General features: G+C 48.5%; 20 protein-coding genes. 10 read left to right on the top strand and 10 right to left on the bottom strand.

Annotated elements, in window-relative coordinates; genetic code table 11:
* Positions 1 to 28 precede the first annotated feature (28 nt).
* The 3 genes from ITJ88_RS15715 to manA all read left to right on the top strand — a co-directional run bounded on the left by ITJ88_RS15715 (position 29) and on the right by manA (position 2,905).
* Entirely contained in the window at positions 29 to 1,096 is a 1,068-nt protein-coding gene (locus ITJ88_RS15715; protein ID WP_195866238.1) for a YcjF family protein, read from the top strand.
* A gap of 40 nt (positions 1,097 to 1,136) precedes the next feature.
* Positions 1,137 to 1,778 (top strand): peroxiredoxin-like family protein, encoded by a 642-nt coding sequence (locus ITJ88_RS15710; RefSeq protein WP_195866237.1) that lies wholly within the window; start codon positions 1,137 to 1,139, stop codon positions 1,776 to 1,778.
* A 176-nt stretch (positions 1,779 to 1,954) separates the two neighbouring features.
* Complete coding sequence (gene manA / locus ITJ88_RS15705) at positions 1,955 to 2,905, top strand: mannose-6-phosphate isomerase, class I (protein ID WP_195866236.1); 951 nt, start codon at positions 1,955 to 1,957, stop codon at positions 2,903 to 2,905.
* 41 nt (positions 2,906 to 2,946) lie between these two features.
* Here manA and ITJ88_RS15700 read toward each other — a convergent pair whose 3' ends face one another.
* Entirely contained in the window at positions 2,947 to 4,281 is a 1,335-nt protein-coding gene (locus tag ITJ88_RS15700) for a sugar phosphate nucleotidyltransferase (RefSeq protein WP_195866235.1), read from the bottom strand.
* A 40-nt stretch (positions 4,282 to 4,321) separates the two neighbouring features.
* Between ITJ88_RS15700 and ITJ88_RS15695 the strand changes: the two genes are divergently transcribed.
* On the top strand, positions 4,322 to 4,933 hold the full coding sequence (locus ITJ88_RS15695; protein WP_075643154.1) for a response regulator: 612 nt from the start codon (positions 4,322 to 4,324) through the stop codon (positions 4,931 to 4,933).
* Here the strand turns inward: ITJ88_RS15695 and ITJ88_RS15690 are convergent.
* From ITJ88_RS15690 to ITJ88_RS15680, 3 genes are read right to left on the bottom strand one after another with little or no spacing between them, the layout of a single operon-like run.
* Positions 4,917 to 5,783 (bottom strand): glycosyltransferase family 2 protein, encoded by an 867-nt coding sequence (locus tag ITJ88_RS15690; RefSeq protein ID WP_195866234.1) that lies wholly within the window; start codon positions 5,781 to 5,783, stop codon positions 4,917 to 4,919. The two genes, ITJ88_RS15695 and ITJ88_RS15690, sit on opposite strands and share 17 nt — an antisense overlap.
* Positions 5,780 to 6,919: a glycosyltransferase family 4 protein gene (locus ITJ88_RS15685; protein ID WP_195866233.1), complete on the bottom strand. Its 1,140-nt coding sequence runs from the start codon at positions 6,917 to 6,919 to the stop codon at positions 5,780 to 5,782. The genes ITJ88_RS15690 and ITJ88_RS15685 overlap by 4 nt, the downstream gene beginning before the upstream one ends.
* Before the next feature lies 1 nt (position 6,920).
* On the bottom strand, positions 6,921 to 8,099 hold the full coding sequence (locus ITJ88_RS15680) for an MATE family efflux transporter (protein ID WP_195866232.1): 1,179 nt from the start codon (positions 8,097 to 8,099) through the stop codon (positions 6,921 to 6,923).
* Positions 8,100 to 8,148: 49 nt separating this feature from the next.
* On the opposite strand from ITJ88_RS15680, the gene ITJ88_RS15675 reads away from it, so the two are divergent.
* Positions 8,149 to 9,321: a glycosyltransferase gene (locus ITJ88_RS15675; protein ID WP_195866231.1), complete on the top strand. Its 1,173-nt coding sequence runs from the start codon at positions 8,149 to 8,151 to the stop codon at positions 9,319 to 9,321.
* Between the two features lie 266 nt (positions 9,322 to 9,587).
* Here the strand turns inward: ITJ88_RS15675 and ITJ88_RS15670 are convergent, their stop codons facing one another.
* On the bottom strand, positions 9,588 to 14,033 hold the full coding sequence (locus ITJ88_RS15670; RefSeq protein ID WP_195866230.1) for a hypothetical protein: 4,446 nt from the start codon (positions 14,031 to 14,033) through the stop codon (positions 9,588 to 9,590).
* Positions 14,034 to 14,216: 183 nt separating this feature from the next.
* Between ITJ88_RS15670 and ypfJ the strand changes: the two genes are divergently transcribed.
* Together ypfJ and ITJ88_RS15660 are read left to right on the top strand one after the other, a co-directional pair.
* On the top strand, positions 14,217 to 15,059 hold the full coding sequence (gene ypfJ / locus ITJ88_RS15665; RefSeq protein WP_195866229.1) for a KPN_02809 family neutral zinc metallopeptidase: 843 nt from the start codon (positions 14,217 to 14,219) through the stop codon (positions 15,057 to 15,059).
* 82 nt (positions 15,060 to 15,141) lie between these two features.
* The gene (locus ITJ88_RS15660) at positions 15,142 to 15,309 is read left to right on the top strand and encodes a hypothetical protein (protein WP_195866228.1); all 168 of its coding nucleotides are present in this window, start codon (positions 15,142 to 15,144) and stop codon (positions 15,307 to 15,309) included.
* Positions 15,310 to 15,581: 272 nt separating this feature from the next.
* Here the strand turns inward: ITJ88_RS15660 and ITJ88_RS15655 are convergent, their stop codons facing one another.
* Both ITJ88_RS15655 and ITJ88_RS15650 read right to left on the bottom strand, forming a co-directional pair.
* Complete coding sequence (locus tag ITJ88_RS15655) at positions 15,582 to 15,950, bottom strand: nuclear transport factor 2 family protein (RefSeq protein ID WP_195866227.1); 369 nt, start codon at positions 15,948 to 15,950, stop codon at positions 15,582 to 15,584.
* Between the two features lie 22 nt (positions 15,951 to 15,972).
* Positions 15,973 to 16,455 carry an Rrf2 family transcriptional regulator gene (locus ITJ88_RS15650; RefSeq protein ID WP_064300467.1) on the bottom strand — a complete coding sequence of 161 codons (483 nt, stop codon included), beginning with the start codon at positions 16,453 to 16,455 and terminating at the stop codon, positions 15,973 to 15,975.
* 208 nt (positions 16,456 to 16,663) lie between these two features.
* Between ITJ88_RS15650 and cydD the strand changes: the two genes are divergently transcribed.
* From cydD to ITJ88_RS15635, 3 genes are all read left to right on the top strand, one after another.
* On the top strand, positions 16,664 to 18,394 hold the full coding sequence (gene cydD / locus ITJ88_RS15645) for a thiol reductant ABC exporter subunit CydD (RefSeq protein WP_195866226.1): 1,731 nt from the start codon (positions 16,664 to 16,666) through the stop codon (positions 18,392 to 18,394).
* Positions 18,391 to 20,100 (top strand): thiol reductant ABC exporter subunit CydC, encoded by a 1,710-nt coding sequence (gene cydC, locus ITJ88_RS15640; protein WP_195866225.1) that lies wholly within the window; start codon positions 18,391 to 18,393, stop codon positions 20,098 to 20,100. The genes cydD and cydC overlap by 4 nt, the downstream gene beginning before the upstream one ends.
* A gap of 124 nt (positions 20,101 to 20,224) precedes the next feature.
* Positions 20,225 to 20,866 (top strand): cyclase, encoded by a 642-nt coding sequence (locus tag ITJ88_RS15635; protein WP_195866224.1) that lies wholly within the window; start codon positions 20,225 to 20,227, stop codon positions 20,864 to 20,866.
* A gap of 40 nt (positions 20,867 to 20,906) precedes the next feature.
* Here the strand turns inward: ITJ88_RS15635 and kynB are convergent, their stop codons facing one another.
* From kynB to ITJ88_RS15620, 3 genes are read right to left on the bottom strand one after another with little or no spacing between them, the layout of a single operon-like run.
* The gene (gene kynB / locus ITJ88_RS15630) at positions 20,907 to 21,530 is read right to left on the bottom strand and encodes an arylformamidase (RefSeq protein ID WP_029343146.1); all 624 of its coding nucleotides are present in this window, start codon (positions 21,528 to 21,530) and stop codon (positions 20,907 to 20,909) included.
* Between the two features lie 13 nt (positions 21,531 to 21,543).
* Entirely contained in the window at positions 21,544 to 22,383 is an 840-nt protein-coding gene (gene kynA, locus ITJ88_RS15625) for a tryptophan 2,3-dioxygenase (protein WP_195866223.1), read from the bottom strand.
* 23 nt (positions 22,384 to 22,406) lie between these two features.
* A complete protein-coding gene (locus ITJ88_RS15620; protein WP_230088895.1) occupies positions 22,407 to 23,786 on the bottom strand; it encodes an amino acid permease in 1,380 nt (459 codons plus the stop codon).
* Positions 23,787 to 23,792 lie beyond the last annotated feature (6 nt).

Genomic DNA, 23,792 nt, shown 5'->3' with positions numbered 1-23,792 from the left:
GACAGCAGAAGAAGGGGGAGGGATCACGATGGATGATTTTTTTGGTGAAGGACTGGAGACTAATCAACAAAAACGGAAACGCAAACTGGAGGAAATCTTTGATCAGTCGTTTGAATCGGAGCGACGGGATTTCAATCAATCGCTGGAGCAGGACGTGACGGTTGCTCTGATCGGAGATGTCAATGCGGGAAAATCTTCGACCTTGAACGCGATTCTTGGTCGTGAAGTCGCAACGGTCGGAGCGCGCCCGGGCGAAACGGTCCGGATTGATCAAGTAAGGCAGCATCCGGAAGATAAAGTCATCTTCGTCGATACACCGGGATTGAATGATGCCAATACACAGAACTCGGAAGCGACGTGGACGTACTATCAAAGTGCCGATGTCATCCTTTACTTTTTAAATGCGGCAGGTACCGTCTTATCTGAGACGGAGACGAAAAACTTCCGTAAGATCTATCAACATAACCAAAATGTCTTGATCGTCGTTACGAAGATGGATGCGACGGATGATGTCGACACGATCGTTCAGCATATTGCAGAAAAACTACCAGGACCCAAAATCATTCCCGTATCAGCACGAGAAGGAACGAACATTGATCGACTCCGTCGGGAGGTCCTCGATATCTTAAAAAAGTTCGACAAGGATAATGTGTTCGTTCGTCAGATGGATCCAACCGTTCGTGGCAAGATCGCCAACAACTGGATCGTCGGTGCCGGAACAGCGGCTGGTGCGATTGGTGCCGTCCCGTTCCCGGGAGCTGATATCATTCCATTGACTTCAATTCAAATCGGCTTGATGCTCAAGTTATCGAATCTGTACGAACGACAGTTATCCAAGGAGAGTGCGAAGGAGTTGCTTGTCGTGACGATCGTCGGAAACTCCGGAAAAACCGCCTTTCGGCAAATGGCGAAGCTCGTTCCGGGGTATGGTGCCGTCATTGCCGCGGGCGTTGCTTCGACCGCCACCCTTGCACTCGGATATGGAACAAAATATGTCTATGAGAATAAGCTCGAGCTGACACCGGAACAACTGATGGAGTTCGTGAAACGATTCCGGAAGAAGGCGGAGGAGTCGTCAGAAGAGACAAACGAGTAATCTCCCTGTTATTCTATACAGCAATAAAGGGGGAGAACACATGACACGATTACTCGAAGAAATCAAACAGTATCAATCGGAATTCCGACAAAAGGCACCTGCTGAGAAACAACGGTTGATGGCGGAAGCGACAGCTGAGCTCGCTGCTTCTGGTATCGCTAAAGGTCTAGGTGTCGGTGATACGATTCCACACTTTACGTTACCCGATGTATCTGGCAAGTCTGTGGCAATCGAGACATTACTCGAGCAAGGTCCTGTCATCTTAACATTCTACCGGGGTGGCTGGTGTCCATACTGCAATCTCGAGCTTCGCGCGTATGAACGGGAAATCGACCGAATTCGTGCTCAGGGAGCGACCGTCGTTGCAATCAGTCCAGAGACACCTGATTTTGCTGAACAGACAGCAAACAAGAATGCGTTAAGTTTCCCTGTCTTAAGTGACGTTGATTTACATGTATCTCGTCAATTTGATCTCGTGTTTGACCTGCCAGATTATTTGATTGAGATTTACAAAGCATCGGGACTCGATGTAGCGAAGCACAATGGAAATGAGGATTGGCAGTTACCGAAACCGGCGACGTTCATCATTGATACGGATGGTGTGATTCGTTTCGCAGAAGTATCATCGGATTATACGAAACGCGTGGATCCACAGACGATCATCGATTACCTTGAACAATAAAAGAGCTAGCAAACTATACGAAAACCAACTCCTAGTGATGCACTAAGAGTTGGTTTTTTTATGATTCAATCTGTTTTATTTGGATAATATAGACATAAAAATGGGTATAAAGAGGTAACTAAACGTATAGATGGAGGTGAAGCGTCGCTCCTAGTCTATCGGGAGTCCGCGTCGATATGTATGCCATTCAACCGATTTTCAAAGAACGAATTTGGGGCGGTCGACGTTTAGAGGCGTTGTTTCAGTTTGAGTTACCAGAAGGACAAATTGGAGAATGTTGGACAGCATCTGCTCACGCGAGTGGACGGACGTACTTCTTAGATGGACCTGATCAGGGGAAGACGCTAGATGAATTATGGCAAACGAAAAGGACAGAATTATTCGGTGATTATCTGCTGGATGCCTTTCCGCTTCATATAAAATTTCTGGACTCGTCCGCCTATTTATCGGTACAAGTCCATCCAAATGATGAAGAGGCACGACGGCTAGAAGGAGAACCATTCGGCAAGAATGAGTGCTGGTATATCTTAGAGGCTGCACCAGAGGCAGAAATCATTCTTGGTCACAATCTACAATCACGAGATGCCTTGTTCCGGTGCGCGCAAGAAAAGGACTGGGAGACGTCTCTTCGGCATCAAAAAGTAAAACCTGGCGAATTTTATTACATTCCGAGTGGTACGATCCACGCTCTAGGACCAGGCATCGTTCTTCTTGAGATTCAACAGATGAGCGACCGGACGTATCGACTATATGATTACGACAGATTAGGAGATGACGGGAAACCGAGAGAATTGCACGTTGAGAAGGCAATCGCTGTCACGACGATTCCAGATGAGCCGTGGACGAACCAACCAGAGACGATCATCAAGGAAGGGGGTGTCATGACGAAGTTGCTTCAAGTACCCTCCTTTACGGTGATCCGTCATGAAGTGACCAGTCGATATACATTACAGGATCATCCAGTCTTTCGTTTATTGACTGTCATCGAAGGTAAAGGAGAAGCGCGACAGGGGAAGCACGTGATTCCCTTACAGAAAGGAAAACAATTCTTTGTACCGCGTCGAGCGGGAGATTACGAAATAGCGGGATCCGTCACATTCGTGACAAGTGAAGTGTTTTTAGATTAGAGCAGACGAAAGGGCACCGATAGGAGGTGCCCTTTCTAACATCATGGTTTGGAACGAATCGAGGTCGGGAGCGGATAGTTATCTTGCTCTGTCCAATCGATGGAATATTTAATTTCAATCATAATCAGATCCTCTAATGTGGTCAGCGTATGCGGAATACCTTGTGGGATATGCACGACAGAAGTTGGTCCGAGTTGCTGTGACTGACCATCAATCAGTGCCTCAGCGCGACCTTGTAAGATGCTCCATGTCGAATCGGTATGCGCATGATAATGATGACTGATTTGCTGATGTGCCTTGATATGCAGCCGTCGGGTCACGGCATAACGCCCGTCCTCTAGTTGCTGTTGATGTAAAATCGTCGCATAGCCCCAGCGTTTCCACTCAAATTGTGGTGGCAAAGTATCATCCGTCAAATATTCTTTTAAAGCAGGTGTCTCATCTTTGGACGCAACGAGGACACCATCTGGACTCACCGACACGATTAAGTTATCGAGTCCGATGCCAAGGACCGGAACCTGTAATTCATTGACGATATGTGTATTTTTCGAGTGGAGCATCCGGGCGTTTCCGTGAAGCGGATGCGGCATCTCTTCCGTTAATGTATTCCATGTTCCGAGATCTTTCCAGTAGCCTTCATACCGATGAACGAATAAAGAATCGGTCTTTTCAACGACCGCATAATCAAATGATGTTTTTTCTAGTGCCTCGTAGTTCGAACGGAGCGCCTCGAATGTCGTCGGCACAGCTTGTTCTTCTAGACACTGCATCAAGAAGTCAAGGCGACAGGCAAAGACACCACAGTTCCATAGTGCACCTTGTTCGATTAAGTCACTCGCGACTTCAACAGTCGGCTTCTCTTGGAAGCGATCGACGATGGACATGTTTTCGGAAGTCTGCGGAATGATATAGCCATATTTTGATGTCGGATGCAACGGTTCGACCCCCATTAAATGAAGCGCATCCGGATGTTCTTGGACGGCTTGGTCCAATTGCTCGAAGCGTTCAAAGAACGATAGTTCAACGTAAGGATCGACCGGCATGATAATGACCGTCTCTTCTAAATCGATCCGTTCTGCGAGATAACTTGTCGCAAGCATGATGGCAGGGAACGTATCGCGACGTGAGGGTTCTTGAATGATGGAAGTACGGAAGCCTAGCTGATTTTCAATCGCATCGACTTGTGAACTCGTCGTCGTAATGACGGTCCGATCGTCCAGACCGACTTCTTGAAGTTGTTGGAAGACCCGCTCCATCATCGATTGTTTATTACCATCGCGATCTTCTAGAATCTTTAAGAACTGTTTCGAGTTTAAATCGTTCGAGAGCGGCCAAAGCCGTTTTCCGGATCCACCTGATAGTAAAAGAATATACATTGACGACCATCCTTTCTTTTTAAAACGGAGGCGATAGCATATGGCACTTTATCTATTAGTTGACTCACATGAACCGACACGACGGATTTTACGTCGTAAACTACTGGCGGCGGGACAAGACGTACAGGAAGCAGGATCAGGAGAAGAGGCTTTGGAACAACTCAGCAATTCCGACGTTGATGTCTTGTTGACGGAACTTCGACTTCCAGAAATGGATGGTGTCGAGCTGTTGCGTGCTGCTAAACAACGGGCGCCGTTAACGAAACAAATCGTCTTGACGGACTATATGCAAGTCCATACGTTGCTGGCAGCTGTGAACGCAGGAAACGTCAGTCGGATGATGACGAAACCATTGAAAATTGACGATCGAGTTCTTAGTATCATGACGCGCATCGGAGATGAGGTCGTGGAAACGAAGCAACGTAAACGGAATCTGGGGCAACATTTTACCGATGTGTTAATCAATTCAAATCGTCCGTATTGTCTCTTTTACGAAGATGGATCAATCATCAGTCAACGTGCCCTGACGATTGATCATCATGAACAGATTCTAGAAGACCAAAACGGTATTCATCGCTTCGAATTCCCGACACAGTTCGGAACGTACATCCTCTATCAATCGCTGACCGGCAGTCTTACGAAACCCGTTTGAAGAAGAGGGACTCTACACCAATGAAGCTAAGACGCAAGTACATGTAGATGACGCCAACGGTCAACAGCGGATGACGGCTGTATTTTCTTAAGTTAGCCTGATGATAGAGAACAGGACGGAAGAAATACCAACGTCGCAAGGCTTTCATGAAGCCGCCCTGTTCCGCGTCGAGCGTCGCGGGCATGACATCAAAGTAATAGCGTTTCTTTCGAAGCAGGTCATTTAATTCGACCTGCTTTTCGTTGTGGTGTACGTAGGTGAACGTCGCACGGCGAATGATCCCGCCTTGTTCCAAATAACGGATCGTCGGCTGCGTCTCTTCGAAACTGATTTGCGTCGGATCAATCTCGCCCGAGGCAACGTACGCCTCGAGTCGCCAGAAGCGCGCGGCTTCCATCGTATGCGTGTCGAGTTGATCCGTCGGAACGTTGAACAGGTTACGCTCAAAGACCTTCACTTGACTGAAGTAATTATCATAATCACTGTACGCGCGTTCGGGAATGACGAGTGCTCCGACCTCTACATGTGCCTCAAGGTACAAGAGGCAACTTTTTAATAGCTGATCTTCAAGTACCATATCGGAATCAATGATGTAGAGGTATTCAACGTCGTGTTGCTTTAAGCGATCAATCGCAGTCTTGCGGGCGATACCTCGTTCACCGTGCGGTAGCGCGAGCACTTCGAATCGCGTATCATTTGCGGTCAATCGACGCATCGTCGCGACAGTCGAATCGGTCGAACCATCATCCGCGATGACACAAAGGAAAGAAGCCTGTTGTGTCTGAAGTGAGCGGATCGTTTCCGTGATGATTGCTTCATTTTCGTATGTGGACATAGCGATTCCAATCATGAAAAATCCTCCTTTAGTGCAACGGGTATCAATTCGCGTTGCAACCAGTTACGAAACGCTTGACCTGTATGATCCCAGTGCAAGGTCTGAGCGAAACGATGACCGGCTGCTTGAATCATTTCGTATTCTTCCGGGTCACGTAAGCAAGCCCGCATCTCGGCAGCAAGGGCACCCGGCGTCTGACTTTTGGCCATGTAACCAGTCATACCATACTGGACGGCGTCACGCAGTCCAGGGGCGTCATAGACGATCGTCGGTGTACCGACAGCCGCCGCTTCACTGACCGTCAGACCCCAACCTTCTCGTTTAGAAGGAAACAGGAGCGCCGTCGCGCGACTCATCCGTTCGAGCTTTTCTTCCTCACTGACGAATCCGAAATAGGTGATGGCGTCACGCATCTCTTCCGGGACGATTGGATGAAGGTGCTCGGTGATATACGCCTCGTCTTTTTTTCCGATCACCCAGAAACGAGCGTCAGGATACTCCCGTTTAACGATGACGAAAGCTTGGAGTGCATCATTGATTCCTTTATAGGCCGACATCCGTCCAGCGTATAAAAAAGTCGGATGTGCTTCTTTCGGCTTCCAGTCTTCTTCGTTCCATGGGGTAAAGGAGAGACCTTCCGGTAGAATCGTCACGTCGTCCTTGGAGAAGCCGACAGCAAGTAGATCGTCTGCCGTGGACTGACTGACCGTCAACGCGCGACCGGTCCGGTACAGCTGCAGACGCGGTGTTTCCGTCCATTCGCCGACGTATGAAAACGGAGGACGAACATTGATTTGCCAGATTTCACGTGTCAGTTGATGAATGAAGAGGGCACGTTTCGCTAATGGAACATACAAGGGTGTGAAAAAGTGATGTGTGTTCATCTGATCGACGACTAAATCAATCGTCGCAGCATGCGACTGATAATAAGAAAAGGCGAGCGGAACAACGGAAAGCGCAGTACCTCTCCGGATATAAGTGATGCCATCCAAATACTCGACATCGTGTCCGCCTTCGAATGCAGGTGAAAAATGGGTAATCTCATAGTCGTCACTGACACGTCGGAGCATCTCGTGGGTGAACACTTCTGCGCCACCTGCTTTCGGGTGTTTGATATCGCGCCAAGATAAAAAAAGTAGATGGGGTTTCATGTTATGCCTCCTTCACGGGATAGGGATGTCGAGGTAATGTGAAACGTAAGATCAGGGCGCCAAGTAAAAAGACACCTGCTTGTGCAAGCAACCAAATCTCGACGGTCGAGTGAAATGTCGTCAAAACAAGGACGAACAGAATCAGAATCAGCCAATAGCCTTTCAAGTAACCAGTTCGATGTAGGGAAAACTGGACGAGTGCTTCGTATTGAATCAATGTGATGCCGACATAAACGAAAACCATATATTTGATGTAATGAGTTGCCATGTCATAGCCGCTCCCAAATAGAAGCGGAATCAGATAAGGAACAATCGTCCAGTACACCAAAACAGCAAGAGCGAGTCCACCTAATAAGATGCGGTAAAAGCGACGCTCCCAAAGAAGAAAGGCTTCGTCCTGACTTTTGTGGCTTAAGCGTGGCAACAACAATTGGGCGAGTGATAACGCAACGAACAACAGGAGTTGACCGAATCGTAAGGCAACGGAATAATCTCCAGCTAATTGCGGGAAGTAACGGGTGACGAGAAGACTATCGAGTGTAAAGAACAGTGTCATGACGACCTGTGTATGGATCATATGGACGAGTCCGTTCGCATGAATACGCCCGCTACTAACCGGGAACGTGACTTGTATCAGACTTAATAGATAGGACGCGATCATGCCAGCCAAGATGAACAACAGTGCATAACTGACGTTCGTTTGTTGAATCAAAAGCCATGTGGCTAGGACTTTGACGACGGATTCGATGTAATACGAGAGGTTCAGGGCATAGAAGCGTTCGGTCGCTTGTAAGACACCACGACGAAAAGAGAGAAGGATATGAAACACGATGATGAAATAAACAATTAGTAGGTTTATTTTGGTAAAGGGCAGGAAATAAGGTAATGCATAAAGTAAAATAAGTAAGAAGCACCCTGTAACCACCAGTATACGAAAACGGAGCTTTTGGTAATCATTTGTCTTCTGTTGACTGTAGTCACGCGTCACGGTCCATTGTAAGGCGCCGCCGATGATGAGTAGAAGACCTAAAAAAGCTAGATAAGCATTCAGTAATCCGTAGACAGCACTAGAAAGCTCACGGGCTAACAGTAAATGATAGGCATAGTTCACGAGATTCAACGCTACATCGAGAATCGGAAAAATCAACAGGACGGCATGTCGCTGAATGAAACTTGTCATGGAGCCACCTCCCATCAGTCAGAGCTGTTTTACGGAAAGGATGAAACTTATGAGTCAAGGACATATTGCTGTTTTCACCGATCACTCACGGCATATTCCATACGAATCTTTGATTTCTTATTATCCGGTTTTGTTTTACACACAACCTGGCAGATGTCCTGCCTCGTTCGAACAAATCGCCAGCACTGAAATTCAAGAAGCGGAAGAACACGAGATTCTGTTGTATGTCGTCGACTATAAGACACGTGAAGAGGAACTTGCGATCGCCAATCAGATTCGAGCTGTACGTCCACGTTCCAAAATCCTGTTGATTAAAGAAGCGATTCGTTTAAAAGGAGATTTTCCGTATCACACGGTTCAAGGAGACGGGATGCTTCGCTTGTTTTCTTATCGCCCAGCCTATCCGAATGAATTGTTTGCTGAAATCCAGCATATCATCCATCCTGAATATCCCATTTTAAAGGATACTATAGCCTTTATATTGCCAATATTTAACGAAGAGAAACGTTTTAATTATGTAAAAGATTTTTTAGAGTCGCTTGCGACCTTCATCAGCGAAGACTACATCCACGCTTCGATCAATTTCTTTGATGATGCTTCATCAGATCGATCGAAAGCACTCTTACAGGAGTACCGATCGATCGTCATGGAAGCGACCGATACGTTGTTCACGGTCGGATATCTCGAAGTACATCAGGTCGAACAAAATACACGGAAGGCCGGTCTGTTCATCGAGGGAATGAAAAACGTCTCGAGTGATTATTATGTCTTCGTCGATGCGGATAACTCGTTTCGAATCGAAGACATCGCACGGCTATTGACGATTGCCCAGGAAGGATATTATGACATCGTCGTCGGGACGAAGGATTTGACGATCGAAGACCGTGGAGCCGTCCGGCGTTTCATGAGCTTTGGAAAACGAAATCTGACACGGTTCTTCTTACCGAAAGGGGTGACCGATTCGCAGACCGGTCTGAAGATCATCAACCGACGGGTCGTCCATCGTCTGTTGCCTTATCTACACGTCGAGAGTGGTCTCGCAATCGATTTAGAGCTGATGTATGCAGCGAAAAAAGAACGCTTACGGGTCTACCAACAACCCGTGACCTGCATCGAACGCGAAGGATCGCACGTCAATCTCGTCAAGGATTCCGTCGCTTTCTTAAAGACGATGGTCAGCCTGTATCAACGCCACCGGAAAGACGAAGTACCGGCCAAATGAGAAGGGGCTGATTCAAAAGTCAGTCTCTACAAAGATAAGGGTGGCAGAATGATGATCTGCCACTCTTATCTCTTAACAAAAAGAATGACGCGTCACACGCCACTCCCACAGGAACAGGCGCATTTATGCGCTGTTAGAGACGAACAAGACCCGCTTTCCTGCTTAAATAAGGCAGGAAAGCTGGCTTGTGTCTCGCCTGAGGAAAGGGCGTGAAAAGACGCGTCATTCTTTTTTTGAGTCAGCTTCTTTTTAGTTTTTTAGATAGACTATTTCTGGTTTCGTTTTAGACGAGGAAGACGTTGCTTGAACACGGACGATAGACGTTGTCGGATAGCCAGACCCCGAGTGCTTGTCATGAAATAAATCAACAAGATACTAAGTGGGAGCGCTAAAACGAGAATGGTCAGTCCGGTGTAATAAATCGGGCGCAATACGACAGTCACATGTGCCGCCTTTTCGTTCGAACGATACAACTGACTGACGCCGTTTAATGCCGTGTCACCACGCATCGTTTCCTGATCTGTCTGGAGTTTAAATAACGGTGTCGGAGAATCATTGACCGTAAAGCGACCGAGTGGTGCATCACTGTTTATATCCCGTCCCATCTGTGAGGCATCGACGTCAAGCGCACGGGCAGGTTCTGTTGCGAACAGCGTACCGCTTTGCTCGGAGAGAACGAGTTGATCGACTAGAATCAGTTGATCGTACGGTAGCACTTCTAAATTCTTCAGACGCAATTGCCCAGCCTTTTTCTCATTTCCGCGCGTCCAGATATGCAGTTGCATCCGGACGGTCTTCTTCGGTGGAATGACGATTTGTTCATAATGGTTCCACTGCTTCTTTTTCTTTTCTTCGACTTCATTGATGAAATCCGTACCAATGACACGATCATCTTTATCCAAGTAATACACTTTGAGGTGTCGTTGACGGACGTTCTTGCTGACTGCGTCAAACTGAATTAAATATTCGTGATACGGTTTCACTTTCATTTTTTGCGAGGCATAAATATACCAGTCACAGGAGCAGGTCGGCTCATAATCAATCGTATAGCCGTTTTCGGTCTCACTCGCGTCGAACATATCGTCCGTGATCGAGACGCACGTCGCACAATTTGCTGCTGCTTCCGGAGCGGCGAGGGCTTTATCGGTGACGATCTCGTTCGGGTCGAACTTGTGCAGATCCTTCCACTCGACGAGTGACGGTACCTTGCTCGCATAGGATAATTCGACTTGATAGCGTCCTTTCTTGAGTGGAATATCGGACAACTTGACCTCGTATAACGTTTGGTAGACATCACTCAACTCTGTCATCCGGTACGGAAACGCTAAGTGTAGCGGATCGTACGTCACCGTCTGATTCCCGATCTGCTGTTGATGTTTTTGACCATTTAGAATATCAGCACGAGACAAAGCGCGTTCGAAGACGACCTGCTTTCCGTCTCGGATTTTGACAGTGATTCGACCATCGTTGCCTGGCGGTGGAGTCAACATCAATTGGAGCTGATAATCGGTCGCTTCGCGAATATCGATCGAACGTTGTAAACGTCCACGTTGCGCAGCGATTCCTTTCCCAAAGCTCAGTCCAGGATAGTTTCGTTCCGACTGCAAGTGACCGGTGTAATCGAATCCGGTTTCTGCCTCGAGTACCATCAAGGTCTTCGTGAAGGCGAGTGTATCATCGACGCGTTTTCGTAAAGCAGTCAGCTTTTCCTCCGGAATCAGAACGATATTTTGGATGGCATTGAAGCCTTCCGTGTTCGTCACACTGAGCGTTGCAGGACCGCTCGGCGTCGTGAACGAACCGAGCGGAACCCAAGCGAGTTTAGCACCGGATCGTTGTCGAGTTGGAATCGTGACGCCTCGTTTGTTGAAGGTCAAATCGAGTTGACCACCTTTTTGGTTCAGCAGCACGCGGGCAAACCCAGCGTAACGACCGGCTGGCAGGTCTTTCGTCATCGTAAACGTGTTTGGAATCATATAATTCTCATAGCTGAATATTTTAATATCGTGGACCCACCAGTACGTTTTCCGCTCAGGACGCTGGAAGCTGAGTAAATCAATCCGCATCGTTTTTGCGTTTCGCGGTGTGACATATTCACCTTGCAAGTGAATCGCATCGACATCACCGGAATCACGCGGAGCGACGACATACGTTTGATTCAGCTCGCGATCCTTCTCATCAAAGAACCGGACCTTGACGTGGAGCCGGTCGACCCCACGACCGCTCGCTGTAATATCAAAGCGGTAGGCGTTATTCGGTCGTGCCGGCAGCTTACCGGATTTCGCGACTTGCCAGATGTATTTCGGATCACCTTCCGCGACTTCCGCATGAAGGACAGGCAGATTATTATCTTTTGACATCGGATTCGGAGACAAGTCGACGATGTCTGGGTTATCGGCTTTGAAGAACGTCTCATCCTCAAGCATCGAATTAAAGGAGGCGACCTGCTTCGCCTTTAATCCATCTAATTTGTAGACCGGTGCGTCAATTCGGGCGGAAGCAAACGAGAGACCGATCCCGTCTCCGAAGTCGAGATCAAACGACGGATTCGTCATCCCTTGCGTCCGTAAATACCAGCGCCAGTCATTGTTGGCGAGAAACGTCTTACCCCAGTTCAGGAAGGCATTGGCTGAATCAATCGCATCGAACGGTTTCCAGTAGTATTCGTCCGGCACTTGGCTGAGAATAAGGTCGTTTTCCTCGATCATCTCGACGATATCACCCTTTTTCATCCAGGAGAGGCTATCCTGATGTGCCTGTGTCGCATACAAAATGGATTGACGACCAAGATTATAGCCAGCCAGTGTCGGATAACTGATTGACCGTTCGAGTCCATAAGGGGTCAAAATCAGTTGTGGAACGGTTCGTGTATCAAGCGGTGCAATCAAGTCGAATAAGGTGAACAAGCCGACTTGTTTCGTCTGCACGAGATCACGTTGTTCCTGCAGAACCTTTAGATTGAAGTCCTGTCGATCCTTCATCCCCGTGTATTCATCGCGGTAGGCGAATTGCTTCAATCCGAACGCTTTTGCGATCTGTCCGGCTTGTTCCGAGCGACCGGTGTCGAGTAGATATTGCATGAATGTCATCATGTAACCAATCGTCGGTGATGCTCCTTCATGATGAAAGACGGTATCGTGTGCCGACGTATAGACTTGTACGTCACCTGTAGCTTTGATTTCGCCACCTTTTCGAGGGTTTTGATTCCAGCGTGGGGTTGCGATACCGGTACTCGGTTGCGTCATCTCGTCCGCGATCGGGAATTGCAACCACTTTCCATCGACTTCTTCTTGGATAGCCGTGTACTCCTTAGGCATCTTGACCGGATGATAAAAGCCTTCCATATAGACAGTCCGGTAAGGAAGGAAAAAGCAGGCGACGACGATTAGCGTACCGACGATCGAGACCACCCGGTACAACTTCAGTGGAATCGTCCGCGACGCACGGATAAAGACGGCGTTCAATCCGACAGCGAGCAACAAGCTGTAACTGACCATCAAGAGACCAACTAGCTTATTTGGATCGCGGAACATCGCACCAATCAACGGTGTCTTTGTCACGAACAGAACAAATGCATCGGCAACTTGTTCATGGGTACCGGTCGCGAAGACGATCAGCGGAATCGCGAGCAGACTGAAGAACAGGTGAATCGGTTGCCGATACGCGACGATGGCTCCTAGTAAAATGAGTAAAAGCGTGATGACACCACCAATCCAAAACGTCAGCGGTAACGTCGTCAAATCAAACATCGGCCACCAGTAGCTCGTTAAAAATAAAACGTTCGTCCAGTTCGAGTGGCGACTGAACAACATCAACGTATCAGACACATTGATATTGTGTTGTGAAGCTTGTGAGCCGGTCAGAATCGAGCCGACGTACATCAAGAACCAATATCCATTGAACAGTAGAAAAACGAGACCAAACGCGCAGGTCGCTCGTACGTAAAACCAAAGTAACGACGACCAAACCCATTCTTTGCGACGCGTCCAACTTGTCTTTAGGAAAATAAGTCCGACCATGATCCCCATATAGATCAGCGAGAAGAAGAAATAATGAATCCCCGCCGCCATGAAGGCGAAGACGATCGATAGTCCGGTGATATCAATCCAAGTCCGTCGACTCAATCGGTCAGAGAAACGAAAACCGGGATCAAGCTGTTCCCGAAACTTCGGGTCGAAGATGTTGAAGAACAACATCAAAGCGTAAGGGAAGACGGAGTAACCACATAATAAATAGATATGTTGAATCCGCGTAATCACCCACGGGTTCAAGGCATAAAACAATGCGGCAATCGCGAAAGCAATCAGTGAGAGATAAGAAAAGTGCTTCGAGACATAAACGGAATGGAGCCGTTTCGTAAAAGCGAACATCGATAAAGCAGAGATCGTTAACAGTCCGATGATGAATGACTTGATCAAGACGGGACCGGATGAGCCAAACAATAGACTGAGTACATAAAACGGCAGGATGTAGAGCAATCGCGCGACATTCAGAAGCGTCGTCGTGCTCCAGCGGTTGTTCCAAGCCCCATAAATTTCTTCTAAATAACGGTGTGAGGACAGTCCGAAAGACATGTCGCTGAACGTCACCATTCCGGAACGAAACAACGGGAAGCTATAGATCAGAATGAATACAAACATACCAGATAGGACAAGGATGTCCTTACGGTATGTATACATGAAGTTCTTGAGGCGTTGACGGAACGAGTGCATCGGACAACTCCTTTCTGCGAAAATCCGTGCTGAACTTCTTCTCTACAGGAGGGCGATATTCCTAGAAATGGATGTACTTATTTTAGCAATAAATATGAGAAGGAACGTCCCCCCTAAGACGGAGCGTTACGGACGATTGCTTTTGGGTAAAGACCTACAACGAAACGAGTAGGAGGAAAGCGCATGAAATGGAAGGGAAGACAGCGGAGTTCAAACGTTGAGGATCGACGGGGAATGGGCGGGAAAGGAATCGCCGGCATCGGTGGTGGTGTCGGAATCATCCTGTTGATCGTCATCACCTTGATGGGCGGTAATCCAGCTGAATTACTCGGAGACTTAACCGGTGGGGATCAGCAAAATACGACGTACGAAGAAACAGCACAGGAAAAAGAAGCAGCGGACTTCGTCTCCGTCGTCTTAGCGGATACGGAACGGGTCTGGACGAAGGAATTCAAAGAAGATGGTAAGACCTATAAAGAACCGAAGCTCGTCTTATATACGGATCAAGTCAGCTCGGCTTGCGGACAAGCAGGGAAGTCCGTCGGTCCCTTTTATTGTCCAGGTGATCAGAAATTATACATTGATTTAAGCTTTTATGATGAACTGCAGACGAAGTACGGAGCCCCGGGCGATTTTGCGATGGCCTATGTCATTGCGCACGAGGTCGGACACCATGTTCAGACGTTACTTGGAAAGTCGGACGAGATCATGCCCCTTCGAGAGCAAATGAGTGAGGAGAAGTTCAACAAGTACCTCGTTCGATTCGAGCTACAGGCCGATTATTATGCCGGCGTCTGGGCGCATCATGCGCAAGGAGAAAACTTGCTCGAAGAAGGCGATCTTGAAGAAGCATTGACGGCAGCGAATGCTGTCGGGGATGATACGTTACAAGAGAAAGGGCAAGGATATGTCGTACCGGAAAGTTTCACCCACGGTACATCAGCGCAACGAGAACGTTGGTTCCAAAAAGGCTTTGATAACGGCACGATCGAAGGCGGAGACACATTCAAAGCGAAGAATCTATAGGACAGAAAACGACAGTCCTTTTGAAACATCTTCCAGTCTTTTCCGTAAAGAAGAGGGAAGGATTCAAAGGGGAGTGTCGAAGTTGAAGCACATCAGTCTATTTTTGTTGCTCTATACGGTTGTCGTTGTAATGACGTACATCGTGTCACGATTTGCGCCGGACTTGTTGATCTACATGGTCTATTTCGCCATTGCATCGTTACTTGTCATCACAGGCTATTTGTTGAAACGACTCGTACTAAAGCGCTAAATACCAAAAGAGGCTGACTCCAAAAAAGAATGACGTGTCTTTTCACGCCCTTTCCGCAGGCGAGACACAAGCCAGTTTTCCTGCTTCGTTGAAGCAGGAAAGCGGGTCTTGTTCGTCTCTGACAGCGTATAAATGCGCTTGTTCCTGTAGGAGTGGCGTGTGACGCGTCATTCTTTTTGTTACGAGATAAGGATGGCAGATCATCATTCTGCCATCCTTATCTTTGTAGAGACTGACTTTTGAGTCAGCCCCTTCGTTATTTAAAAGCCGCCTTATGAACGGAACATCGTCGGATCATCTGGAACGTTCTCCAGGTAAGCGATTCGTCCGTTTTCATCGAGACGTGCGATATCTTTTCCGTCTTGCGTGAAGACACTACCGTCTGCCCGTTTCCCGCAAACTGCCCAGCGTGTTTCGTACGTTCCGGGTGTTGTTTCTTCCCAGCCTGCATACATATGCTTAATATCCTGATTCGCCGTAAACACATGACGGACGAACTGTTTCCAAGCGTCGATCCCGTGCTGTGGTTGTCCGTTCAGAACGAAAGTGATGTCTGTCGTGAATAAGGAAACGAGATCCTCAAAAGCTTGTGCGTCCGTGCGTGACGCATCGAATAAGTCGAAATAACGATTCAATACCATAGTAAAAACCTCTTTCTGTTCATTAAAGTGTCATCATCCGGTCTGTGATTAACGCATGCAACCGTTCTAAATGTTCCGGTGGACAGGAGGCGTCGATTGCTTGACGGATCGAGCCAATCGATTCGCGCTTCAACGTCGATTGCCACGCCTCTTCCGCCTCTGTCATTAGATTCGAGAGTAGACCGATTTCCTGTTCCTGAATTCCCATCAAATCCTCAAAGACACCGCTTGACGCATACAACGTCTGTTTGCCCTCGATTGCTTGATAGACGTCAAAGATTTGAATTTCGTCTGCCGGACGCCGTAAGCGAAAGCCGCCTTTGACACCCGGTACGGAATACAACAGATCCGCCTGGACGAGTTTTCGTAAGAGCTTTTGAAAATAAGTCGGTGAGGCACCGAGTTGCTGGCTGATGAATTCACCGGGCAACACAGCGCGATCCGGAAGGAAGGTCAAAAGCAACATCGCGTAGACGGATTGCTCGACCCCGGTTTTCATTTGCATGAGAAGTCTCCTTTCGTTAAACGTGGATAATGTATATCCATAATAGTTTTATTCGAAAGAATTGTCGAGTTTTATGCTCTCACAAAACCGTCACACCTTTTCGACAGCATCTGCATGGCATCCCCGTTCCGGATTCGGTATACTAAATGTACGATATGTGAAAATATTCACTAAAAGTCGTTCACACTTTGTGAAAGGACGTTTGTATATGAATCCATTAAAAGGAATCGTTCAGATTCCACGCAGTATTCTCATTCAATTTATCATCGCGGCTTTCCTGATGGGGGTTGCGGTCGTCGGTCAATCGTACGGTATCGTGTTGACGGTCGATCGGATTTTCTTGAAAGAGCAACCGTTTGAAGCCGTCATTCCGTTACTGCTCGTTGTCCTCGGGATGCTGTTGCTCCGGGTCGCCGTGACGTATTGGAATGGTCGTCTCGGTACGACGTTATCGGCACACATGAAGCAGGCGCTTCGGGAAGCGCTCGTTGCGAAATACACGGGTCGTTCGGTCGAGATGATGCTACAAGGGCAAGCGGGACAGAAGGTCAGTGTCTTGCTCGACGCTGTAGACGAGATGGACAGCTACTACAGTCAATACTTGCCGAAAGTCGTTCAGACGACGATCGTTCCCTTGATGGTCTTGATTGCAGCATTCAGCTATGACTGGATCACCGGTCTCGTCATGATGATTACGGCACCGTTCATTCCGTTGTTCTACATCATCATTGGCATCATGACGCAAAAGCGGGCGGATGCTCAACTCGAGAAGATGACGGCATTCTCGGGAACGTTCCTTGATACGTTGCAAGGACTGACGACCTTGAAGTTATTTGGTCGTGCGAAACGACAACGTGACGTCATCGAAAAAAGCAGTCTTGATTTCCGGGATGCGACGTTAACGGTTTTGAAGCTCGCCTTCTTATCGTCGCTGATGCTTGAGTTCATCTCGATGCTCAGCATGGGAATGATTGCGCTTGAAGTCAGTCTGCGCTTGATTCTGTTCCAAAGCATCACCTTCATTCCGGCGTTCCTGATGCTCGTGTTGGCACCAGAATACTATCTTGCCTTAAAAGAGATGGGAGCTGCCTTCCATACGGGACGCGGTAGTGTCGCGGCGGCAAAACAGATCGCAGCCGAACTAACAGCAGACGATCGTCCTGTTGCCTTCGGGCAATCAGAACTTGCGATGAACCGTCCACCACGAATCGTCTTGGATGAAGTTGATTTTACGTATCAAGAAGGACGCTTTGCCTTACAAGACGTGACACTTGCGATTGAACCGTACCAAAAGGTGGCGTTGATCGGTCGCAGTGGTGCCGGTAAGTCGACTGTCTTGCAGTTGATTGCCGGACTCGCGGATCCAAAAGAAGGACGGATTCTGCTTGACGGGATTAATCGCAGTCAGGTGGAGGAAGCGAGCTGGTTCCGTCAGTTGAGCTACATCTCGCAGCATCCGTATCTGTATGCCGGAACGCTGGCAGAAAACATTGCGATCGGTGAACTCCGTCAAGCGACGCCGGGAGAAATCTTTGAGGCGGCGCAGGCGGCAGGACTCGAGGAGTTGATTGCGACGTTACCTGAAGGGATTGACACAGTAATTGGAGAAGGCGGACGTGGTCTATCAGGTGGCGAGAAACAGCGCGTTGCGTTGGCACGAGCGTTCTTGAAACGACCGAACGTCATCGTCTTTGATGAACCGACGACAGGACTCGACGTCAAAACGGAGCGACTGCTCCAACAAGCGATCGAACAGCTTGGACAAACAGCGACAGTCATTACTGTCGCACACCGCCTGCATACGATCGAGCGCTCAGATCAAATCGTCGTCCTTGACGGCGGACGAATCGTCGATCGTGGTACGCACGATGAACTGCTTGGACGTGATTCGGAGTATACCCGGATGCGTAGCGTCCAGAGAGGGGAGGAAACACGATGAAGGAACTACTAGGAGTCTTTCGTTTGATGGTGCATCAAAAACGCGATATCGCCTGGTCGATCTTCTTCGGTGTCCTCGCTGGAGTGACGGCGGTCGGGTTATTCGCAGCAAGTGGTTACCTGATTTCAAAGGCAGCCTTATTGCCACCGATTCAGACGCTTGCCGTCTTGATTGCGCTACAAAAAATCTCGAGTCTGACGCGCGCCGTCAGTCGATATGCAGAACGTTATTATTCGCACCGGGCGACGTTTACGATCCTCAGTGATATCCGGACATCGTTCTACCGGAGACTCGAGCCGCTCGCGCCAGGAATTTTCGGCAAATACCGGAGTGGGGATTTACTTGCCCGGATCGTCGGTGACGTCGAAAGTCTGCAAAATACGTTCTTACGTGTTCTCTATCCACCGATCGTCTTGTTGCTTGTCTTCTTCTGTACGATTTTTTTCGTCAGTTTCTTCTCGTGGACGATTGCCGGGATTCTACTACTTGGTTTGATTCTGACCGGTTTCTTGATTCCGGGCTGGTTCGCGTACCGCGAACAACGTTTTGCACGCTCAGTCCGTGTCCGCCGTGGTGATCTGTCAACAGAAGTGACAGAGTTGTTCCAAGGCTATCGGGATTTAAAGATTTACCAGCAACTTGATCAAAAAGAACAGGACTTGAATGCCGTCGCGAAACGGTATGTCGAGGAAGAAAAACGGAATGGGTTACATGCTGTTTCGAACTTGGCCTTGAATACGATGGTGACGCTGATCATCTCTTGGCTCGTTCTTGGTGTCGGTGCCTATCTCGTCGCGAGTGGACAACTCGAAGGGGTCTTCCTCGCCTTACTCGTCATGACATCGCTGACCGTTTTCGAGAATGCGGCACCGATGGCGATTTTACCAGGCTTCTTTGAAGATAGCCGTCATGCTGCGAAACGACTTGATGAAGTCGTGACCGAGCAAGAAGAGCCGACTTATGACACGTTCGTTCTCGATCAGGCACCGTCCTTTGAAACGAACGCGTTGACGTTCACTTTCCCTGATGCACCGCGTCCGGTTTTACGTGACGTCACCGTCTCGATTCCTGCCGGCAAGAAGACGGCGATCGTCGGGGCGAGTGGTTCCGGGAAATCCACGTTACTTCAATTGATGTTACGGATGTATCCAACGGACGGATTAACGATTGCTGGTCAAGAGAGTCAGACGGTTGATCCGGAAGGACTGTGGCAACACGCAAATGTCGTCCTGCAACAGAATCATTACTTTTATGGAACGCTTCGCGATAATCTATTACTCGCGAACGAAGCAGCAACGGACGAGGCGATGCGTCAAGCACTCGATGATGTTGGGTTAACGACGTTCGAATTAAACGATCGTGTATTTGAAAAAGGCGAGAACTTGTCTGGAGGAGAAAAACAACGCTTAGCGATTGCGCGTGTGCTCTTGCGGGAAGCGTCGCTTTACTTGCTTGACGAACCGACGTCTTCCGTCGATGCTTTGACGGAACAGATGATTCTCGATCGGTTGTTCGCACGGGCAGCGGACGCGACACTTGTCCTCGTCAGCCACCGGTTAGCGGGTCTTGAAGCGATGGATCAAATCATCGTCATGGATCAAGGTCACGTCATCGAAGTCGGAACATATACCGAATTGATGGCGCGACAAGGCGCGTTCTATGAGTTAAAACAAGTCGAACAGTCCGTGTTTGCTCCGATTGGATAAAGATATAGGATTGGCGATGACCCAATGCGGTACATCGCCTTTTTAGTTTATAAGGGAGAACCGAAAAAGGCATGACAGTCTACCTCTGAAATGGTAAAGTCTAGAAAAAGTGTGGAGGGATTTCATGCATATCGAACAATCATCCATCGTCGTCGATCAGACGACCGTTTCATATGATCATTTTCAAATGGGATCCAAACAGGTTTGCTTCTTAATCTCAGGAGCATCTTATTTGTACGATCATCCTTACTTCTACTACAGCCGGATGGCACTACTAGCTCGAGGCATCGATGTCATCTGTATTCACTATGTGACGGAAGAGCTATTTTCGATGTCAGCCGCAGAATCGAATGTCTGCATGACGCGCCGGGTCGACGCCGTCGTCTCAGAAGTGCTTGCGACACATACATACGAAAAGGTTCAGTTCATCGCAAAGTCGTTAGGAACGATTCCGCTAGCGGCATTGCTTGCTAAGCCGAATCTACAGACAGCATGCTTCGTCTTCTTAACACCCGTTCTTGAAGCCGAAGTAGTCGAACAAATCGCCACATCGTCGCAAGCTGGACTCCTTGTCATCGGAACAGCCGATAAGTTTTATGATGAAGCGGCACTTGAAACGTGTCGCACCTCACAACTGACGATTGATGTTATTGAAGGAGCGAATCATTCCTTGGATCAAGGATTCGAGGTCGATCCATCGCTTGCAGTCCTTGGGCATGTCGTTCGTCAAATCGAAGCCAGTTTGTTCGAACCACTACCTAAGTAACAAAAAATCCGTCCGGCAGAGAGCCTGCTGGACGGATTTTTTAGTATGGACGAAGTAAGGCACGAACGGGACTACCGTCGCCATCGACGAGCGGGAGTGGGACGGCGTTGAGGTGGTAATCACCAGGCGTGATCGCATCAAGGACGAGTCCTTCGAGGATATGGACTCCATGCTGCGCCAGTGCGTGATGGGCCGCCATTTCCTTGCTATCGATCGCATCGACGCTTGGTAAGTCGAGACCAATCAGCGAAATTCCGAGTTCGCCGAGACGTTCAGCAAGACTTGGCGTCAAGACGGGAATCGTTTCTGGGAAAGTTGATTTGTCGATCCAACCATCCGTTTTGATGATCAAGCGCTGGACGTCATTTAGCTCAAAGCCATCTAAATCAGCGGCTGTGATTTCTGTACGACCTGGTAAGTAAATGACACGTGCATGTCCGATGTAGAGATCCGGATCAAGGTCGATGATTTTTTGTCCAGCATCGTCAAAATGAAACGGCGCGTCGACATGAGTGCCAGTATGCAGACTCATCGTTACCTTTCCGACGTTAACGGAACCGGTGTCTGCCTTATTCCATGTCAATGTTGCTTCAAACGGTGTATCCCCCGGCCACGTCGTGACGTGGCGATCAAGTGGTTGTGAAACATCAATCCATCGTGTCATCGCTTCATCCTCCTCATAATGTCGTGCGGACTGACCACAGTTCCGGGAAGAAGCGGTGGTCGAGCACACGGCGTAGATAACTGACGCCAGAAGAACCGCCCGTTCCTGGCTTTTGTCCGATGATCCGTTCGACGGTACTCATATGGTTAAAGCGCCACATCTGCTGTTGGCTCCCGATATCAAGTAGTTTTTCACCGAGTTCATACAAATCCCAGTATTGTTCGACATCCCGATAGACACTTGCCCAAGCTGCTTCGACACTTGCATTCGGCGTCCAGTCTTGCGTGACATCACGCTCAAGGACGGATTGGTCGATTGGTAGCCCATGGCGCGCCATTGCTCGGATCGTTTCGTCGTAGATGCTTGGTGTCTTCAGATCTTCCAGCATCATCGGATAGAGTGTTTCGTCATGCGCATACACTTTTAGCATCTGCTCATTCTTGAAGCCGAGCGCGAATTCGATTTGGCGGTTTTGATACGATTGGAAACCGGACGAGTGCCCAAGCGCATCACGGAATTCCAGATATTCGGCAGGGGTCAAGGTCGACAAAACATTCCACGACTGAATCAACTGGTGCTGAATCTTTGAAATACGTGCGAGCATCTTAAACGATGATTCGAGATCATCGTTTGCGACCGCTTGCGTCGCTGCTCGCATCTCATGCAGGATCAGCTTCATCCAGAGTTCGCTCGTTTGATGAATGATGATGAACAGCATCTCGTCATGATGCCCCGATAAGCGATGTTGACTCGTAAGCAATGGATCTAGTTGCAAATAATCCCCGTAGGACATATCTTTCTTAAAATCCGTTTGAATCGATGCTTCAATAGACGTAGGATCTGTCTTTGTCATTCCCATTCATCCCCTTTATCATATTAATTCAGTTTTCGTTTTTCAGCGGTCTGTGGTTGTTCCGGATGCGCCCGTTTCCAGAAGAAATAGGCGATCGACAAGAATACTAACCACGGTACACCAAACTTCAAGACGATTTGGAAATCCGTGAACCATGTCGTTAGGACGAGTGCGAATAACAACAATGCACCGAGGGCAGTCAGATAGGGATAGCCCATCATCCGAACCGGTAACGTCCGTCCACCCTCACGTTCCCAGGCTTTACGGAAGTACAGATGGGAGATGAAAATCATGAACCATGTGAAAATCGCCCCGAACATCGAAATCCCCATCATGAATGGATAAGAGACGCTCGATTGACTGCTGATGATCGCTGCGAGAAAAATCCCGAGCGTTGACAAGGCGAGTGCGAAGAGTGGTACACCTTTTCGATTCAAGCGTCCAAATACTTTTGGCGCATACGTTGCCTTCGATAACGAATACATCATCCGTGTCGAAGCATACAGTTGACTGTTCATCGCAGACAGCGCCGCTGTCAGGATGATGAAGTTCATGATGCCGCCTGCATACGGAATCGATAGCATCTCCATTACTTTGACGAACGGACTTTGATCGACGCCGCCTGCTTGTTGCCACGGGACGATCATCAACATCAAAGCAATCGTGATGACATAAAACGTCGAGAGACGGAAGACCGTCGCTTTTAATGCTTTCGGTACGGCGACATCTGGATCCTTCGCTTCACCAGCGGTTACGGCAATCAATTCCGTTCCGAGGAAGCTGAACAGGGAGATGAAGATCGCGATCCAGAGACCTGAGAAACCGAACGGCATGAAGCCACCGTCATTTGTGAAGTTTTGTGGACCAATCTCAGGACTTGGACTACCAATGACCAAGTAGGCACCGAGCAGGATGAATAGCAAGATGGCACTGATTTTAATGACTGAGAACCAGTATTCGAAGGTCGCGAACGTATTGACTGTCGTGGCATTAATGTAAATCAACGCGGCAGCGAATACGAGAATCCAGACGACCCCGGGAACGTCCGGGAACCAGTACTTCATATAGATAGCAATCGCACTGACCTCAACGCCAATCGCGAGAACGTTTGCGATCCAGTATGAATAGCGGACGAGAAAACCCGCATAAGGACTAATGTATCGTTCGGCAATCGTACCGAACGAGCCAGATGTCGGATGGGCGACCGTCATTTCAGCCAGACAGCCCATTAAAAGTAGAACGATGAAGGCACCGACTGCGTAACTGATCAAAACACTCGGTCCGGCAAGTCCGATCGCAAGTCCACTTCCGAGGAAGAGACCGGTACCAATCGCACAGCCCATCGCAATCATCGTGAGTTGGCGTGTCTTGAGATCACGCCGTAGTTCAGTAGGTTGTTCCATGGTGTA

Source organism: Exiguobacterium abrahamii (genome assembly GCF_015645365.1).
Taxonomy (GTDB): domain Bacteria; phylum Bacillota; class Bacilli; order Exiguobacteriales; family Exiguobacteriaceae; genus Exiguobacterium_A; species Exiguobacterium_A abrahamii.
The sequence above is the reverse complement of the archived record's forward strand: the minus strand, read 5'-3'. Positions and strand labels throughout refer to the sequence as shown.